This window comes from Nocardia sp. NPDC004278 (assembly GCF_053602975.1).
The window spans coordinates 348,778-365,018 of sequence record NZ_JBSGEQ010000006.1 but is presented as its reverse complement, the minus strand read 5'-3'; the positions used below and the strand labels follow the sequence as shown (position 1 = coordinate 365,018).

Below are 16,241 nucleotides of genomic sequence, written 5' to 3'. Positions count from 1 at the left end.
TGTCGGGCGATGGCCCCGACCTGCGGTCCCCGATCGCAGGCGGCGACCTCGGTGAATCGGCGGGCGTGCCACCGGCGGCGGCGCTGTTCGGTGGCCCGGGCGATGCATTGGGCATGCACCGTTGCGGCAGGCACCTCGGATCGCGCTGTCGAGCAACCCGCTAACCGTGATGCGCTGACATCCGATCGTGGCGCACCTTGGATCGCGCCATCAGCGGCGCCAGCTCGCCGCTGCGCTGCGAGCGCTCAGGCACGCACCGCAGAGTGCGACATCGCCTCGCCGTACAGATCGCCGCTGCGGCGCAGCAGGTCCAACAGCGGTTCCCGGAGAGCCCGAAGTCCGGCCAGATCATCGACGGCGATGCGTGCGGTGACCATCGCGCTGACCGCGGCGGCCAGGGTCTGGCAGGCGAAGTGCTGCTGTTCGGTGCGGGCGTCGAGGACATCGGCGATCATCGTGACGAAGGATTCCTGCAGCTCGGCGCGCCGGGCGACCGCCTTCGAACCCACCGCGTATACCTCGACGAGATAGAGCCGGGCGTATGCGGGTTCGGCGATCAGCCCATCGAAATACGCCTCCAGGATCCGGCCCAACCGGTCCGGATCGGCCGGGTCCGCGGTCTCGGCATCGGATTCCGGCCCACTGATGGCATCGGCGATATTGGCGATCAGCAGCTCGACGGCCCGCTCGTAGGCGGCCTCGAAGCAGTCCTCCTTGGAACGGAATTGCTCGTAGAAGGTCTCCCGCGACACCCCGGCCCGCTTCAGGATGGCCGCGACCGAGGTCCCGACGTATCCGTTCTCAACCATGGCCTCGGCCATCGCGCTCAGGATCCGCTCGCGCTGCGAGGCGATCACCTCCTCCCTCGGCAGGCCGTGTCTGCCCCGGGGGAGTTGGCGGGCGCTGCTGGCGGATGGGGGCATGCGGTGGCTCCGATGGTCGGTCGTACGGTGTCCGGCTATGCCGGTCGGTCCATTTTGCGGGGGCGGGCCGGTTGGTCGGTGGTGAACGGCGCCTCTTCGGTACGCGCGATCTCCAATGCCCGCGCCACTCCGCGACGCAGCGAGATATCGATGACGCGCTGCGCGATCGGCCGGAAGGGCAGCGCCACCGCCACCCACCACGGCGAAACGACCTGACGTTTCCGTCGCGCGATGGCGCGCTCGACCGCATCGATCGCGGGACCGAGTGGCGCCACCCCCGAGACCGTCGACCGGCCGAGGATGGCCCGCGCGGCGGCGGTACCGAAACCGCGCGAGGTCATATCGGTATCGAGTTCGGCGAAATACGCGACCCCGACCTTGGCCCCGGTATGCCTGATCTCATGGCGCAACGTATTGCCGAGCGCCTCCACACCGGCCTTCGACGCGCTGTACGCCCCGACCAGCGGCAGATTCACCGCGGCCGCCAGCGACGAGACGACCAGCGCGTATCCGTTCGGATGGCAGATGTGCGGTCCCGCCGCGCGCAGCGTGTAGTAGACCCCGAGCACATTGACCGCCAGCGTCTCCTCCATGACCTGCGGATCCCCGCCGAGCAGTGCCAATTGCTTCGCCACCCCGGCGTTTGCCACCACCACATCCAGTCCGCCGAGCTCGCTGACCAGCGTGTTCACCACCCGCTCGACCTGCAGGTGATCGGCGATATCGCAATACCGCCAGGGTGCGTCTCCGCATTCGTGCGCCACCTCGGCGAGTAGGTCGGCCTCCAGGCCGAGTAGGGCGACCTTGGCCCCTTTCGCGTGCAACTGGCGTGCCAATGCGGCACCGATACCGCGCGCCGCTCCAGTGATCAGAATCCGGCGCCCGGCCACGGACGCGGCGGAAAACAGCTTCATACCAGCGACGATACCAGCTGTGAACAGATATGTTCGCAAATAATTTTCTGTCTATTCGACCACGTTGTGCGCGGTGGGCTCCGAGTGTCAGGGAGCCGTGATCGGGCTCTCACATAGGACCCGTTAGGGTGCAAATTGACGAAGGGCCAACTGGCTGTCACGAACGAGAGGACCATCGTGGAGATTTCGGGTTCCGCCGCCATCATCACCGGAGGCGCATCCGGCCTCGGCGCCGCCACTGCCAAGCGTTTCGCCGATCTCGGCGCAACCGTCTTCGGACTCGATGTACCCCAATCCATCGAGCGGGCCGGGGACAGTGTGCCCGACGGCGTCACCCTGATCCCGGCCGACGTCACCAGCAACGACGAGGTCTCCGCCGCGGTCGCGAAGGTCGTGGAATCCGGTGTGCCGCTGCGCATCGTGGTGAACTGCGCCGGTGTCGGCTGGGCCGGACGCATCCTGTCCAAGAACGGCCCGCACGATCTGGAGCTGTTCCGCACAGTCATCACCGTCAACCTGCTCGGCACCTTCAATGTCATGCGCCTGGCCGCCGATGCGATCGCCAAGACCGACACCGTCGATGAATACGGCCAGCGCGGCGTCATCATCAACACCGCCTCGGTCGCCGCGTTCGAGGGCCAGATCGGCCAGATCGCGTACTCGGCCTCCAAGGGTGGCGTCCACGGCATGACCGTCCCGGCCGCGCGCGACCTGGCGCAGTTCGGCATCCGCGTGAACACCATCGCCCCCGGCATCATCGACACCCCGATGCTCGCCGGTGTCACCGAGGAGTACCGCAAGGGCCTCGAGGCCGGTGTGCCCTTCCCGTCCCGCCTCGGCCGCCCCGACGAGTACGCCCAGCTGTCGCAGTACATCGTCGAGCACGACTACCTGAACGGCGAAACCATCCGCATGGATGGCGCCCTGCGCATGGCCCCCCGTTAACTGCCTGCGCCGCAAGGCAACCACGCCCCGCCATCCGTCTGCATGGCGGGGCGTTTGTCATGACCGACTGAGCACCAGATCCGACAGCCCGGGAAACCGCGCGTCCAGATCACCCCGGCGCTGCGAGATCTCCTGCCGGCCAAGGCGACCGATGTCAAGGTGCGCGAGATCGCGAACTGCGGTCACCACCTTGCCGAAGAGCAGCCCGAGGCAGTTGTCGCCGCGCTCACCGATTCCTCGGCTGAGCAGGGGGTTACCGGTTCGGTTTGTGGCCGATGCCGAGGAATGCCGTAGTGGACAGGGGCATATTCGGGCGGTAGTGCTCGGCGAGGTAGGCGCGCATGATCTCGGCTCGTTCGGCCCACACCTGCTCTCCGACGGTGCGCCGCATCAGCACCAGCGGCGCGCTGCTGCGCATCATGGTTTCCCACATCTCGTCGGAGCTGGCGAAAACGAGTGCGCTGGTATGCCGTTGGATGCTCACCCCGGCGAAGCCCGCGGTCTGCATCTCGGTGGCGAAGACCTCCGGATTCTCCAGGTTGAGGAAGTTGGGCTGGGGCTCCTGGATGGACGGGTCGGCGGCGGCGAACGCCCCGAACATCAGTCGCATGAGTGGCGATTCGGCCACCGGCGCCCAGCTCGACACCACGGCGATGGCGCCAGGGCGCAGCACTCGGAACAATTCGGCGAAACCCTTGGCCCGATCCGGAAAGAACATCAGCCCGAACATCGAGAAGCCCGCGTCGAATTGATCATCGTCGAAGGGCAGCGCCTGTCCATCGCCGACGCTCACCTCGATATTGGTCAGCCCCGCCGCCCGCGCGTCCTCGGCGAGTCGCTCGAGCATCGGCTCCGAGAAGTCGATGGCAGTTACCCGAGCCACCCGTTCGGCGGCAGGCAGGCTCAGTGTGCCCGGCCCCGCGGCGACGTCCACCACATGCGAATCCGCCGACAGACCCGCGAGTTCGAGTGCGTGCGCGGAGAAGGGCGCCATGATCGACGGGCCGAATTCAGCGTATCCGTCGGCAACGAGATCCCAGGGTTCAGCGGCGGCAAGCGGGTTTCCAGACATCTGCTGACAATCCTTTCGACGGTCCAAGGCTAAACCGTGCCGCACCCCGCGGACCCACCAACACGGGCGAATCTCGCTGCGCGCGAAGCGGATCAGATCTTGCGTTCGAAGGTGATCAGGTGGTGGCCCGGTCCGTTGTAGTCGCGCACCGGGCCGGTGACCGTGAAACCGAGGTGTCGATGGAAGCCGATCGACGCGTCGTTGCCGGGCGAGGTGATCGCCTTCACGATGTGCCGGTCGTTCGCCCGGGCGATCGCGAAGAACCGTTCGTACAGTTCGCGAGCCAGGCCGCTCTTGCGCGACTGCGGATCAACGCCGACGAAATGGATGTAGGCCTCATCGGATTCGGACGGCGAGAGGAAGCCGATCAGAAATCCGGCCAGCCAATCGGTCGGTTCCCGCATCCGCGTCACCGGAACCTCGGCGACCAGGCTGGTTCGATGGAAATGATCGAGGAACAACCTCGGCAGGTGGGATAGCACAGAGCGCCCCCACCAGTCATCGATGACGGTTGCGATGGCGTCATAGTCATCGGCACGGGCGGCCCGGATCACCGGCCCGTTCACTTTCTGCACACTATTCATTGTGCGCAATTGCTCGCATTGCGTGGTGTTGGCCTTATCACGCTCCGCCCTCCGCGAATCCAGCGCATTCCGATGCGCGTAGGCGCCACCGCCGCTTCGGCGATCGCCTTGGTGACGAGATGCCCGATGGCGGTGACCACGAAGACGACCGCAATGCGGATCGGCGCCCAGGACCAGGTCAGTGCGAGCATCATGCATTCGAAGGGCGGCTGGACCACCGGTTCCCAACTGTCGAAACCCAGCGGCCGAGGAAGACGCCGACCGCGCACAGTGCATGCAAGCCGAAGGTCTCATCGGTGTGCGCCAGGCGGCGCGACCGATGCGGTCCAGGTAGCGGCCCAACTCCGCGAGCGCCAGATAGTAATCCGCCGCAGCCCACCACATCTCGACAGATCCGCCACAGGATCTCTACAAGTGGGGAGTCGGTGCCGCCTATGCGGCGAGCAGCATGGCCAGCACCGCGGTGTCGGGATCGCTGATCGGGTCCAGACCGACCCGGCTGACCAGGGAGGTGACGGTGCCGTCGGATTCCGCCTCGGCCCAGGCGGCGCGATGCTCGAGTCCCAGGTGCGGGACGCCGGGCAGCAGCACACAGCCCGATGCCGCGCCCACGCATTCCGGCAGTGACGGCCTGGTCTCCGAGGGCGGATGCAGCATCAGCAGGGCCGCTGGCACGTGGTCGGCGAAACGACCCGGTGCCAGCGCCTGCTCACCGAGCACCGGTCCCTCGGCGAGGACCAGGCCGACGGTGCCGGGCGCCGGATCATCCGGCAGCTCCTCGCGCACGCCGAAGACGGTCGAGGTGGTCAGCAATCCGGGAAATGATGCCACCCGCACGGCGAGCACCAGCACCTGCGCCCATTCCTTGGTGGTATCGGGCCAGCGGCCGGATATGACGAACCCCCGCAGCGATCCGCGGGCATGGAACGGCGTGATGCCGATGGGTCCATTCGTATGCATGATGCCTCCCGTCATGGAACCGGGGGCGGCGTTGCCCGTCCTCGAACTGTGGATTCCCGAGAATGCGCCAATACTCACCTGGCACACAAGTACCAAAGAGTGCTAGTGCTTCTGGCCGGGGCCGCGAGCGGCGCATGCTCGACTCGCTTCGCTCGAAACCTGAGGTACGCCGATGCGCTGAATCACGAGGCATCGAACGTCTCAGCGTTGAGCCGAGGCCGAGCCACAAAACACAATCGGGCCCGCGAACCGGTCGCCTCGGATGGCGGGTTCGCGGGCCCGAAGGTGAGCTGACTCAGCCGAAGATGAGGCCCTTGGCCTGGCCGATGGCGCGGGCGAAGCGCTCCTGCACGTCTTCCCAGTTGACGACGTTCCAGAACGCGGTGACGTAGTCCGCCTTGACGTTCTTGTACTGCAGGTAGAAGGCGTGCTCCCACATGTCGACCTGCAGCAGCGGGATGATGCCGAGCGGCACGTTGGCCTGCTGGTCGTAGAGCTGGAAGGTCAGCAGCTTCTGGCCGAGGGTGTCATAGCCGAGCACCGCCCAGCCGGAGCCCTGCAGGCCGTTGGCCGCGGCGGTGAACTGCGCGCGGAACTTGTCGAACGAACCGAACTGGTCGTCGATCGCGGCGGCCAGCTCACCGGTCGGCTTGTCGCCACCGTTGGGGGAGAGGTTCTTCCACCAGATCGAGTGGTTGACGTGTCCGCCCAGGTGGAAGGCCAGGTTCTTCTCGTTCAGGAAGATGGCGGCGTGGTCGCCCGCCTCGCGCGCGGCCTCGAGCTTCTCCAGGGCCGCGTTGACGCCCGCGACGTAGGCAGCGTGGTGCTTGGAATGATGAATCTCATTGATCTGCCCGGAGATGTGGGGCTCCAGGGCGCTGTAGTCGTAATCCAGATCTGGCAACGTGTACTCAGCCACGATGTCCCTTCCTAATGTCGGGCCGGGTGCGCCCTCGTCGTCGAGCACATCCAACCATCATTCGTACACCCGATGGGTTCCAACCTCACCCTGTGCCCCCTCATTCCGGTTGCCTTCGCAACGACCGGTTTTCGTGAGCACATGGGTAATTCGTCGGAATGGGTTAACTCTGCCATCTACCCCACCGGTGGTCCGGTATAGACCTGATGGGGTACCAAACTCATCGGCCAAGAGATTCGGGGAGGCGGACTAGCATCGAACCATGTCGTGGTACGACGAACTGGTCGGACGCTTCCGTCTACCCGAGCCGGTCATGGTTACGCCGGCGCAGGCCTTGCCCGGCCGCCCCGACCCAATCTCGGTGCCGGATATCCATTATGTGAACGGTCACCCGATCCATCCGCCATTTCCGGAAGACCTGCAGGTCGCGGTGCTGGCGATGGGCTGCTTCTGGGGTGCGGAGCAAGAATTCTGGCGACTTGACGGCGTGTACACGACCGCGGTCGGCTATGTCGGCGGGTACACGCCGAATCCGACCTACGAACAGGTGTGCAGCGGGCGAACCGGCCACACCGAATCGGTGCTGATCGTCTTCGATCCGGCGGTCATCGACTACGGCGCCGTGCTGCAGCAATTCTGGGAGAACCACGACCCGACCCAGGGCATGCGGCAGGGCAATGACCGCGGTACCCAGTACCGCTCGGCGATCTTCACCGTCGATCCGGCGCAGGCACAGCTCGCACACCGCACCGCACAGGTCTACGGCGAGCGACTCGCCGCGGTCGGCTACGGCGAAATCACCACCGAGATTACGGATCTGCCCGGACTGGGTGCGACCGATCCGCGGCACGCGCTGCCCGGGTTCTATTACGCCGAGAGCTACCACCAGCAGTACCTCGCCAAGAATCCGGGCGGCTATTGCCCGGTGCATGCCACCGGTGTCACCTGTCCGGTCGGTTCGGGGGCCTGAAATACGACCGCACACCCGGTGACCGGGTGTGCGGTAGGCGATTTCGACGATGTTTACAGCTGCGGCACGATTCCGGGCCGCATGGTCCGCGGATCGCCGGCGTCATGCGCCTGCCACCAGCGCACCCCTCCCGCGATGAACTGCGCCACCGGGATCTCGGTGCCGTTCGCGTCGTGAATCGTCATGCTGTCGAACCAGACTCGTACGTCGAGTTCGCGCGGATCGATGCCCTCCTCCTGGGAGAACTCCAGCACATGCGCGGAGGCGTGCGAGTCGATCTTGGTGTCGAAGCTGAGCAGTTCACTCCAGTGCACCCAGCTGCTGTCGTCCAGATCGATGAATTCCCAGCCGTGTAGCCGTCCGCCGCCGAAGCTGCGGATGGCCTTGTCCAGGCCGTCCAGTTGCAGCGGCAGCACGGTGGGGGCCAGATCGTCCCAATGCTGAGTGCGCAGCGAGGCCGCGACCCGGCTGACCCCGGTGAACGTCAGCTTCACGCGATAGTCCTGCGGTGCGGGTCCTTCGACCGGAAGCGTAAGAACCTCCAGATCCAGACTCAGCTGTGCGTTTTCGGTATCGACCTGCAGCCCTAGGCATGCGGCCTCGGAGAGTGCGGTGTCGAGTTCGGTCGTATCCATTCCGTCGAGAAGCCCCCTGCTCACATCCATGCACCCAGGCTACCGACACCACCTGCGGGAACCCGGTATTTCAGTTTTTCGTCGGTGTTCTCGTTTTTACGGAACCGATCGGCGATCAGCGGCGTCCAAGTAGATATCGGGACTGCACAGCCTCAGTTCCCGAAGCCGCGGCGAATGACCGCTCCGGGATGGCAAGGAGGGGAGTCTCGGATCGGTCGTTCGTACCGCCAGCGCGCGTCTTCGGATCGCCCGGAAGAGCGTCGAGCGGACTATCAGCAACCTGGAATTGTGGCGTCATCGATCCGCTGATAGTCGCATCGACCCTCGTAGAACCAATTCTCCCAACATTTTCTTGATAGCTAAAGGCCTGTGATTCGTGTGCTATTCGATAGCTGAGGCCTGTGGATCAAGTTGTGGATTATGTGGATAACTTCGACCGAGGATATGCACAAGCGGCCCCGGAGCGGGCGTCGAACCGGATCCGGAAGCACAGAACATACCTGAGGTAACGTGCCGATGTCGAGGCCGTGAAGTGCCCCGTCCATCCCCCGCGCAGCGGGCCCGGAACTCCCCCGCGGTGCGCCACCCATGGCAGGATCGAAGCGTGACGAGCCCCGAAGTGTCGTCGGTGCCGGTGGAAGCCGTGCCGGGCGAATTCGATCAGACCGAGCAGGTCGCCGCGGACATGCCGCGGGCGATCCTGCTCGATGTGCGCGAAGACGACGAATGGGACCTCGGGCACGCGCCGGGAGCGATCCATATCCCGATGGTCGATGTGCCCGCGCGAGTCGACGAGCTGGATTACGACGCCCAGCTCTATGTGGTCTGCCGACAGGGCGGCCGCTCCTTCGAGGTGGTCAAGTACTTGACATACATCGGATATGAGGCGATCAACGTCAGCGGCGGCATGGTGGCCTGGCAGCGGGCGGGCCGTCCGCTGGTCGCGGACGGCGATCACCAGGCAAAGATTTACTGAGGCGAGAGAGTAAGGGGCGCCATGAGTACGGTGGTACAACCTTGTGCGCGCTGTGGCGCGCGCTGGGCCGTGCAGACGACCCCGATGCACTGGTGCCCGCGCTGCCGTGGCGTGCTGTTGTCACCGGCGCCCATCGATGCACCCGCCGAGCGGCGTAACTACCGCTGGGTGGCACGCCGCCCCGATCAGCGCATCCGCAGGCCGAGCTCGAGCCGGCCGCGGCCGTCCCTGGAAACTCCGCGGTATCAGCAGATTCCGCGCTGGGGTCTGGTGGATCCGCCGGTCGAATCCGCCGCCGAGGTCCAGCGGCCGTTGGACCGGTTGACGAACCGGGCCGGTGCGCTGCTCATCGCAACCGCGGGGGTATTCGCGGTCGCCGCCTGCGCCGAACTCGGGCGCTACCTGATTCTGCTGCGCAACCGCACCCGGTTGATCCCGTCGCTGCTGCTGCACTTCTCCGATGTGATGGTGTGGCTGTCCGCATTGGTCGGCCTGGTGCTCGGATTGGTCTGCGCGCTCGCGCTGCTCGGCTGGTTGATCGAGGCGCGTCGAACCGCCTTCGCCGAGGCCGGACGGCGTGACCCGCGGTCGGTCCGGATGCTCGCGCTCGGCTGTCTGATTCCGGTGGTGAATCTGTTGTGGCCCGGCGTTTTCCTCACCGAGCTGGTCACCGTGCGCGCCGATCCCCGGGCGCTGCGGGCCGTGCGCATCTGGTGGCTCGGATGGCTGCTCGGCGCGGTGTGTACGGTGGCGGCGCTGCTGTGGCGGACCGCGGATACCCTGCAGGCCAAGGCGGATGGTGTGCTGTTCGCCGCGTTCACCGATCTCGCCGCCGCGGCGGTCGCGGTGCTCACCCTCTGGGTGCAGCGGTCGATCACCGGTCGTGATCTGTTCGGCCGCACCAGGATCGCGCGCCGGTGGGTGATGGCGGTCGACCCCGTGGTGCCGGTGATCGAACCCGTGCAGCCGGGTGGCGCCGTGAAAGAGCAAGCCGCCGAGCCGGTGGACATGCCCGAGACAACTACACCGCACCGTGAGCACGAGGAGGTTTTGGCCAAGTGAGCCAGGGCAGTCGCGCACCGTTCGTCGTCGCGCACCGGGGAGCCTCGGCGGCGCGCCCGGAACATACGCTCGCCGCCTACGAGCTGGCGCTACAGGAGGGCGCCGATGGCGTGGAGTGTGATGTCCGGTTGACCAGGGACGGGCACCTGGTCTGCGTGCACGACCGCACCGTCGACCGGACCTCATCGGGCACCGGACTGGTCAGCGAGTTGACCCTCGATGAGCTCAAGGGCCTCGATTTCGGCGCGGCGGGCGAACCGGCTTCGGTGCTCACTCTCAGCGAATTGATCGAGCTGGTCCTGGATTGGCGCAGCAGGCCGACCAAGCTGTTCATCGAGACCAAGCATCCGGTGCGCTACGGCGCGCTGGTGGAGAACAAGCTGCTCGCCGAACTCCAACGCTTCGGCATCGCCACCCCCGCCTCCGCCGATCACTCCCGCGCGGTGGTCATGTCCTTCGCGGCGACCGCGGTCTGGCGGATCCGCCGTTCCGCGCCGCTGCTGCCGACGGTGCTACTCGGCGAATCATCGCGCTACCTGGGCGGCGGCGCCGCGACCACGGTCGGTGCCACCGCCGTCGGCCCCTCGGTGAAAACCCTGCGCGAGCATCCGGACCTGGTCGACAAGGCCGCCGCGGCGGGGCGCGCCACCTACTGCTGGACCGTCGACGACCCCGACGATGTGCGCCTGTGCGCCGATCTCGGCGTCAGCTGGGTCGCCACCAACCACCCGGCCCGCACCAAGGCGCTGCTGGCGGCCGCCTGAGTCGAATTGCTTCGGCCGCATAGCTTTTCGTGGCAGCGCAGCCACTCGCAGAGCGATTCTCACCAGCGACCGTTCGCGGCCGGGCATAAGCACGGTCATCGATTCGGTCGCGCGAAGTCATGGCTATTTAAGGCAGCCGAGTCGTCGAAGCATCGGGTGCGGCGAAGACGCAGCGCGTAGCGCAGCAAATGACTCAGAGCGGCGCGCGGCACATATCGATCCGCACCATGTAGTTTGACCTGCCGTGGGTAAAAGCAAGCGCAATAGTCCGAAGCCCGGAGGGAACCGGGCCCAGCGTCTCGCCGAGCGGCGGGCCACCCTGGAACAGCAGGCGGCGCAGGCCGTCACGCGTCCGTTCCAGGGGCTGGCCGCGGAATGCGATCTCGTGGCGCTGCGCGAGTTCGTGCCGTCGGCGACCGCGACATTGAAGCTATCGGCCGATATCGCGGCGGAGCGTTCCGTCGTGCTCGCCACGGTGCTGCCGGGCGCGGTCGCCGCATTGGTGCGGGCGGGCGAGCCGCCGACCGGGTATGTCGCCGCGCAGGTGCAGTTCCAGGGTGTGGATCCGGCCGCCGACCTCGCGGCCGCCATCCTCTGGACGCAGTCCGCTGAACCGGGCGAATCGCTGACCGCGGCCGAAAGTGTTGCGGGCGGACCGCGATTGGCCGATGTGATCGACCCGGACGCGGCATTGGAGCTGACCGTGCACCAGGACTTCGACTGGTGGGTGCCCGAGGGCGTACAGCCCGATCCGCAGGTCGCCGCGACCATCGAACAGGCCAAGCAGGCGATCATGCCCTCGGCGCGACTGGATCTCGGTCCGGATGCCATTGGTGCCGCCTGGTGGGTCGACGCGGGTGAGAAGGCGCATGTGCGCTGGGTTCGTCCGGAGCATGAGGACGATCTGATGCTGGCGCTGGCCCGGCTGCACGCCGCGGGTGGATTGCAGCTGGGCGAGGGTTCGCGTTTCGCGGGTTCGTTCCGCACGCACGGCCTGCTGGTGCCGGTTTTCGATCTGGACCCGGAGTTGCATGCCAGCGAATGGACCAAACCTGCGATCGAGTTCGGTGACCGACTGGTGGCGGCGCTGGCCGATACCGCTCCGCTCTCGGCGGACGAGCGTCGGTCCCGCGACGGACTGCGGTCTCGTCAGGTCACCCTTCGGTGATTCGAAAAAAATCACAGAGAATTTTGTGAAACACCCCCCTTTCTAATCGCACTCGGTTAGGTTCACTGCATCACCGAAAGCTGGTGGTGGTGAGGGACACTCTCACCGAATGATGAGGAAAGTAGGGAACATCATGGACGCCATTCTCACGCTGCTCAAGACGCTGCTCAGCACCATGAGTGCCAAGTAAGTCGTATTGCTGATAGCGGGGGTTGCGTGCCCCGCGTTCTAATAACAGCGACAGGGTCGGCTCGTCGCGGCGAGCCGACCCTGTTTCGCTCTCGGAAATCGCGGACTAGATGCTGCCGCCCGCCGCGGACGGGGCCCCGGAAGTATCGCTCGGACCGCTCATTTCGCGGGCGATGAAATCCTCCAGGTCGAACAGGTTCGATCCGGCGCGATCGGCGATGGTGAGCAGGGTTGTCATATTGGCGACCTCCTCCACCTGCTCCTTCAGGAACCACTGCATGAACTGTTCACCCAGGTAATCGCCCTCTTCGCGGGCCGTGCTCGCCAATTGGATGATCTGATCGGTGACGTTCTTTTCCTGTGCGAGGGCCAGCGCGATCGGTTCGCGAGCGTTCTCGAAATGGGATTTCGCGGGGTCGATACCGGAAAGTTCGACGCTGATATCCCGATCGAGGAAGTACTGCACGATCATCATTGCGTGATTGCGCTCTTCGACCGCCTGCGCATAGAAACGCTTGGCCAGCTGTGGCAGATCCGCATTGTCGAACCACACCGCGATCGCGATGTATTGATGTTCGGCATTGAATTCATGCCGGATCTGGTCGTGGAGCAGGCCGTGGAATTTGCTGCGGGGGGACTCCGGATGGCTGGACATAGTTGCGACATTAGCGCTGGTCAGGGCGCGTGTCATCCAAGTGCAGCCTTATTGAGGCAAGTATTGCCTAATTAATTTCGGCGCGCGCCCGCCATTTTGGGTGCGGTCATGTCGGCGCGCTGTGTGGTGCGCAGCTCGCGCGAGATGAAGTCCTCGACATCGAACAGATCACCTGCCGCACGGTCGATCACCGTCAGCAACGTGGTCATCCCGGCGACATCCTCCACCTGTTCCCTGAGGAACCACTGGATGAACTGCTCGCCGAGATAGTCGCCTGCGGCACGGGCGGTCCGAGCCAGTTCGGAGATCTGCGCGTTGCGGGCGCGTTCGGATTCCAACAGGAAGACGACGGCCCCACGCGGCGATTCGAAGGTGGGTTGCACGTCATCCAGGCCGCCCACCTGTACCTCCAGATCGCGATCCAGGAGGTACTGCACCATGCGTAGGGCGTGCGAGCGGTGCTCGTCGGACTTGCTGTAGCTGTGTTTTGCCAACTGCGGCAGGCGATTCGAATCGAAGTAGACGGCCGCGGCCAGATACTGCTGCGCGGCGGTCAAGCCACGACGGATCTGGTCGCGCAGCAGGGCGGGGAAGGGCTCGTCTGCGTCGGTGTCCGGCATGGACCCGACGCTACCTCGTCAGCAGATCTTCCGGAATCGGTTGGTCCCTGGCGATGTCGTCGAAGAATTGGCCCGCCTTCTGCTTATCCCACAGCAGCACATTGCCACTGTCGGTATCGGTGAACCCGCCGATCGGAACGGTGGTCGCCACCGTATCGCCGCGCATTGCCCAGCCGAGCTGGCCGAGGTTCCAGATGTGATCGCCCTTATCGACCTTCAGCGATTTCGCGGTATCGCTGGCCAGCGGCCACAGTGTGAAGGGATTAGCCAGTGTGCCAGCGCTGGTCGCCTTCTTCAGCAGGGCGGCCATGAACAGGCGCTGGTGGTTCATCCGGTCGATATCGGCGAGGGCGGTCGCGCGGCTGCGCACGAAACCCAGCGCCTGCGGCCCATCCAGCGTCTGGCATCCCGCCTGCAGATCGACGCCGGCGAGCGGATCGTCGATGGCCTTCGGCACGCAGATATCGATGCCGCCGAGCGTATCGACGATGCCAGCGAATCCGCCGAAGCCGATCTGCGCGTAGTGATCGATGTGCACTCCGGTGGCGGTCTCGACGGTCTGCACCAGCAGCGGCGCGCCGCCGAAGGCGAAGGCGGCATTGAGCTTGTCCTTGCCGTGGCCCGGAATGCTCACGTAGGAATCGCGCGGCAGGCTGACCAGGGTGGTCGCGCCCGATTTCGGGATGTGCACCAGCATGATCGTGTCGGTGCGCTCGGGCCCGACCTCACCGCCGGTGGCGAGCGCCTGTTCCTGTTCGGGGGTGAGCCCGGCCCGGCCGTCGGAGCCGACGAGCAGCCAGTTGGTGCCGGGGGTATCGCCGACGCGGTCGGCGTAATTCGCGAGTGCGTCGATCCGATTGAGCGAACCGTCGAGTTTGACGATCGCGCCGACCACCGCGAGTACCAGCACCACCAACAGCACGAGGAACCAGCGGAACAGGTGCAGTTTGCGGCGGCGGCGCGGCGGCCGCGGTTCGCGCTCCCGCCGCGCCGGTGGCAACGAGGGTGGGGGCGGCGGTGGGACCTCGCGGCGCGGGCGCAGCTGCTGCGGATCCCGATACGGCTGCGGCTGCTGCGGCGGTGCGTAGCCGGGCACACCGCGGTGCTGGGGATCGCGGTACGGCTGCGGCTGCTGGGTCGGTGCGTGCGTCCGCCCAGGCCTGCGGGGCGGCGGTGGCATCTGTGCCGCGGCGGGCTCCGGTGGCACCTGGGAGTACGCGAGTGGCTGGGGGTGGTTCGAGCCGTCGCGTCGGATCACCTTGGTGCGTTCGACGCGCCCGGGGTCGTGTCCGGGCGGGTGCGGCTCGCGACGACCCGGGGGCTGGCTGTGTGGATCACGGCCCGGAGCCGGGTGGTGCGGTTCGCGTCGCTGCGGTGGCTTGGACGGCGCACCCGGGTTTCCGAAGGGTTGCGGCGCCCGCCGCGTCCGCTCGTAGCGCTGGGGGTCGTCGCCGTTCATCATTCAGACTTTACTTATCGTGGGCCGTCGGGGGGCTTGACGAGCGGCCGCTGGTTCGTTCGCTCGGATGAGCGCTCTTCGATAATTCGCTGCCCGGACCCGCGTATGTTACGGCAACCAGGAAACGTGACCGCGCAGCAATGTATAGCCGATATAGGCGACCGCATCAATGGTGGCGTGGGCCAAAACCAGCGGCCACAGCCGGTTCGTGCGCTGCCAGAACCGACCGAAGATCAAGCCCATCACCAGGTTCCCGAGCCCACCGCCCAAGCCCTGATACAAGTGATAACTGCCCCGCAGCAGCGCCGAGGCCAGCAGCGATCGGTTCTCCGACCAACCCAGCCTGTGCAGCCGGGTAATGAGATAGGCCACCACGACGATCTCCTCCGCCGCCGCATTCGCACACGCTGCCAGAATGAGCGCGGGCAATCGCCACCAGTGGTCACCGAGCGAACTCGGCACGATCGTCACGCTGAACCCCAGCGCATGTGCGGCCAGATACAACCCGAGCCCCGGCAACCCGATGACGGCCGCCAGCACCAGGCCCGGCACCACATCGGAACGCCAATGAATCCGGGCCAACCCGATCATTCGTGGCCCGATTCCGCTGCGCCACAACAGATACAGCCCCAGGGCGGCCCATCCGCCCAAACGCAATGCGCTGAGCAACTGGAACAGCAGATCGATGGTCGACTGCGCCGCTCGCGTGGGATTCAGCGCAACGGTCCGCCCGCCGACGCCACCCGGCGACAATGCACTATCGAGCAGCGACAGCGCCGCATTGAGCCCACTCAGCCCAAAGGTCACGACCAGAACGACCAGGATCTCGAGCCGTATCCCCAGCCGCTCCCGATCGCTCACGGGCTCGTCCCGATCGGGACCGGTCTCTGCACGCATGCGTCCGAATCTATTGCCCATACCTCCTGCGCGGGTGATCCACGTGTCGCGTAGCGATCGGTGCGCTGCTGGGCGTGCCTACCGGTCGGCCGAGGTGCCCACCTGTGCTGGTTCGGCCGGAGTGCTGTTCTTGCTTGTCGAAGGCGATTGCTGGTTGTGCCGGACGACGGCGACGAAGGGGTGAGTCACACGAGTGAGTGCGGGAGGCATCCGATCGCGTTGCTGTTGTTCGCATCTTGGCAGCGATCTCGACGGCCTGGGTGCGGCGGCGTGGGCTGGTCGGATATGGCGCATGCCACGAGGAATGCGTGCGAGCAGACGGCTCGCGTTGGGGTGAATACGCGGGAGGGCATCCGATCGCGCCGCTGTTGTACGCATCTTGGCAGCGATTTCGGCCGCGCGGGTGCGGCGGCCGGGTCAGAGGTGGCGCAGACCGTCGAGCAAGGCAGTGCGCGAGGGTGGGGGTGGTGCGGCTCGGGGAGGTGGTGCACGGCTGGCAGCTGATGCCTTTGCATATGGATGCCCATCG

General features: G+C 66.0%; 18 protein-coding genes. 6 read left to right on the top strand and 12 right to left on the bottom strand.

The genetic code is table 11. From position 1 onward, the window contains the following. Window positions 1–245: 245 nt before the first annotated feature. Both ACWEO2_RS12635 and ACWEO2_RS12630 read right to left on the bottom strand, forming a co-directional pair. Entirely contained in the window at window positions 246–923 is a 678-nt protein-coding gene (locus ACWEO2_RS12635) for a TetR/AcrR family transcriptional regulator (RefSeq protein WP_452405403.1), read from the bottom strand. Window positions 924–958: 35 nt separating this feature from the next. Continuing rightward, window positions 959–1,837, bottom strand: a complete 879-nt coding sequence (locus ACWEO2_RS12630; protein ID WP_452405402.1) for an SDR family NAD(P)-dependent oxidoreductase — start codon at window positions 1,835–1,837, stop codon at window positions 959–961. Window positions 1,838–2,014: 177 nt separating this feature from the next. Here ACWEO2_RS12630 and ACWEO2_RS12625 point away from each other — a divergent pair, with 177 nt between their 5' ends. Then, window positions 2,015–2,782, top strand: a complete 768-nt coding sequence (locus ACWEO2_RS12625; protein ID WP_452405401.1) for an SDR family NAD(P)-dependent oxidoreductase — start codon at window positions 2,015–2,017, stop codon at window positions 2,780–2,782. Between the two features lie 253 nt (window positions 2,783–3,035). On the opposite strand, the gene ACWEO2_RS12620 is transcribed toward ACWEO2_RS12625, so the two are convergent. The 5 genes from ACWEO2_RS12620 to ACWEO2_RS12600 form a co-directional block, all read right to left on the bottom strand. Further along, window positions 3,036–3,854, bottom strand: a complete 819-nt coding sequence (locus ACWEO2_RS12620; protein WP_452405400.1) for a methyltransferase domain-containing protein — start codon at window positions 3,852–3,854, stop codon at window positions 3,036–3,038. Window positions 3,855–3,946: 92 nt separating this feature from the next. Beyond that, window positions 3,947–4,420, bottom strand: coding sequence for an N-acetyltransferase family protein (locus tag ACWEO2_RS12615; RefSeq protein WP_452405441.1), 474 nt, complete (start codon window positions 4,418–4,420; stop codon window positions 3,947–3,949). Between the two features lie 14 nt (window positions 4,421–4,434). Continuing rightward, the gene (locus ACWEO2_RS12610; protein ID WP_452405399.1) at window positions 4,435–4,632 is read right to left on the bottom strand and encodes a hypothetical protein; all 198 of its coding nucleotides are present in this window, start codon (window positions 4,630–4,632) and stop codon (window positions 4,435–4,437) included. A 238-nt stretch (window positions 4,633–4,870) separates the two neighbouring features. Then, complete coding sequence (locus ACWEO2_RS12605) at window positions 4,871–5,398, bottom strand: peptidase (RefSeq protein ID WP_354958651.1); 528 nt, start codon at window positions 5,396–5,398, stop codon at window positions 4,871–4,873. A gap of 295 nt (window positions 5,399–5,693) precedes the next feature. Further along, on the bottom strand, window positions 5,694–6,317 hold the full coding sequence (locus ACWEO2_RS12600; protein WP_354958666.1) for a superoxide dismutase: 624 nt from the start codon (window positions 6,315–6,317) through the stop codon (window positions 5,694–5,696). A 262-nt stretch (window positions 6,318–6,579) separates the two neighbouring features. On the opposite strand from ACWEO2_RS12600, the gene msrA reads away from it, so the two are divergent. Continuing rightward, window positions 6,580–7,287 carry a peptide-methionine (S)-S-oxide reductase MsrA gene (gene msrA / locus ACWEO2_RS12595; protein ID WP_452405398.1) on the top strand — a complete coding sequence of 236 codons (708 nt, stop codon included), beginning with the start codon at window positions 6,580–6,582 and terminating at the stop codon, window positions 7,285–7,287. A gap of 53 nt (window positions 7,288–7,340) precedes the next feature. Here the strand turns inward: msrA and ACWEO2_RS12590 are convergent, their stop codons facing one another. Further along, complete coding sequence (locus ACWEO2_RS12590) at window positions 7,341–7,952, bottom strand: hypothetical protein (RefSeq protein WP_452405397.1); 612 nt, start codon at window positions 7,950–7,952, stop codon at window positions 7,341–7,343. A 574-nt stretch (window positions 7,953–8,526) separates the two neighbouring features. On the opposite strand from ACWEO2_RS12590, the gene ACWEO2_RS12585 reads away from it, so the two are divergent. The 4 genes from ACWEO2_RS12585 to ACWEO2_RS12570 all read left to right on the top strand — a co-directional run bounded on the left by ACWEO2_RS12585 (window position 8,527) and on the right by ACWEO2_RS12570 (window position 11,892). Then, a complete protein-coding gene (locus tag ACWEO2_RS12585; protein WP_452405396.1) occupies window positions 8,527–8,898 on the top strand; it encodes a rhodanese-like domain-containing protein in 372 nt (123 codons plus the stop codon). 21 nt (window positions 8,899–8,919) lie between these two features. Beyond that, a complete protein-coding gene (locus tag ACWEO2_RS12580; RefSeq protein ID WP_452405395.1) occupies window positions 8,920–9,960 on the top strand; it encodes a DUF4328 domain-containing protein in 1,041 nt (346 codons plus the stop codon). Further along, window positions 9,957–10,724 (top strand): glycerophosphodiester phosphodiesterase, encoded by a 768-nt coding sequence (locus ACWEO2_RS12575; protein WP_354958655.1) that lies wholly within the window; start codon window positions 9,957–9,959, stop codon window positions 10,722–10,724. Before ACWEO2_RS12580 ends, ACWEO2_RS12575 begins: the two co-directional genes overlap by 4 nt. A gap of 244 nt (window positions 10,725–10,968) precedes the next feature. Next, window positions 10,969–11,892: a DUF5926 family protein gene (locus ACWEO2_RS12570; RefSeq protein ID WP_452405394.1), complete on the top strand. Its 924-nt coding sequence runs from the start codon at window positions 10,969–10,971 to the stop codon at window positions 11,890–11,892. A 295-nt stretch (window positions 11,893–12,187) separates the two neighbouring features. Here ACWEO2_RS12570 and ACWEO2_RS12565 read toward each other — a convergent pair whose 3' ends face one another. The 4 genes from ACWEO2_RS12565 to ACWEO2_RS12550 form a co-directional block, all read right to left on the bottom strand. Beyond that, window positions 12,188–12,736 carry a ferritin gene (locus ACWEO2_RS12565; RefSeq protein WP_354958657.1) on the bottom strand — a complete coding sequence of 183 codons (549 nt, stop codon included), beginning with the start codon at window positions 12,734–12,736 and terminating at the stop codon, window positions 12,188–12,190. 71 nt (window positions 12,737–12,807) lie between these two features. Next, window positions 12,808–13,356, bottom strand: a complete 549-nt coding sequence (locus ACWEO2_RS12560) for a ferritin (RefSeq protein WP_354958658.1) — start codon at window positions 13,354–13,356, stop codon at window positions 12,808–12,810. 10 nt (window positions 13,357–13,366) lie between these two features. Continuing rightward, window positions 13,367–14,815: an LCP family glycopolymer transferase gene (locus ACWEO2_RS12555; protein WP_452405393.1), complete on the bottom strand. Its 1,449-nt coding sequence runs from the start codon at window positions 14,813–14,815 to the stop codon at window positions 13,367–13,369. A 108-nt stretch (window positions 14,816–14,923) separates the two neighbouring features. Continuing rightward, window positions 14,924–15,712 carry a CPBP family intramembrane glutamic endopeptidase gene (locus ACWEO2_RS12550; RefSeq protein WP_452405392.1) on the bottom strand — a complete coding sequence of 263 codons (789 nt, stop codon included), beginning with the start codon at window positions 15,710–15,712 and terminating at the stop codon, window positions 14,924–14,926. Window positions 15,713–16,241: the final 529 nt, after the last annotated feature.

Coding starts and splice junctions, on each gene's coding strand:
- ACWEO2_RS12555 (WP_452405393.1), bottom strand. CDS start 14,815: ATGAACGGCGACGACCCCCAGCGCTACGAGCGGACGCGGCGGGCGCCG.
- ACWEO2_RS12630 (WP_452405402.1), bottom strand. CDS start 1,837: ATGAAGCTGTTTTCCGCCGCGTCCGTGGCCGGGCGCCGGATTCTGATC.
- ACWEO2_RS12580 (WP_452405395.1), top strand. CDS start 8,920: ATGAGTACGGTGGTACAACCTTGTGCGCGCTGTGGCGCGCGCTGGGCC.
- msrA (WP_452405398.1), top strand. CDS start 6,580: ATGTCGTGGTACGACGAACTGGTCGGACGCTTCCGTCTACCCGAGCCG.
- ACWEO2_RS12590 (WP_452405397.1), bottom strand. CDS start 7,952: ATGGATGTGAGCAGGGGGCTTCTCGACGGAATGGATACGACCGAACTC.
- ACWEO2_RS12610 (WP_452405399.1), bottom strand. CDS start 4,632: ATGATGCTCGCACTGACCTGGTCCTGGGCGCCGATCCGCATTGCGGTC.
- ACWEO2_RS12620 (WP_452405400.1), bottom strand. CDS start 3,854: ATGTCTGGAAACCCGCTTGCCGCCGCTGAACCCTGGGATCTCGTTGCC.
- ACWEO2_RS12635 (WP_452405403.1), bottom strand. CDS start 923: ATGCCCCCATCCGCCAGCAGCGCCCGCCAACTCCCCCGGGGCAGACAC.
- ACWEO2_RS12560 (WP_354958658.1), bottom strand. CDS start 13,356: ATGCCGGACACCGACGCAGACGAGCCCTTCCCCGCCCTGCTGCGCGAC.
- ACWEO2_RS12565 (WP_354958657.1), bottom strand. CDS start 12,736: ATGTCCAGCCATCCGGAGTCCCCCCGCAGCAAATTCCACGGCCTGCTC.
- ACWEO2_RS12550 (WP_452405392.1), bottom strand. CDS start 15,712: ATGCGTGCAGAGACCGGTCCCGATCGGGACGAGCCCGTGAGCGATCGG.
- ACWEO2_RS12605 (WP_354958651.1), bottom strand. CDS start 5,398: ATGCATACGAATGGACCCATCGGCATCACGCCGTTCCATGCCCGCGGA.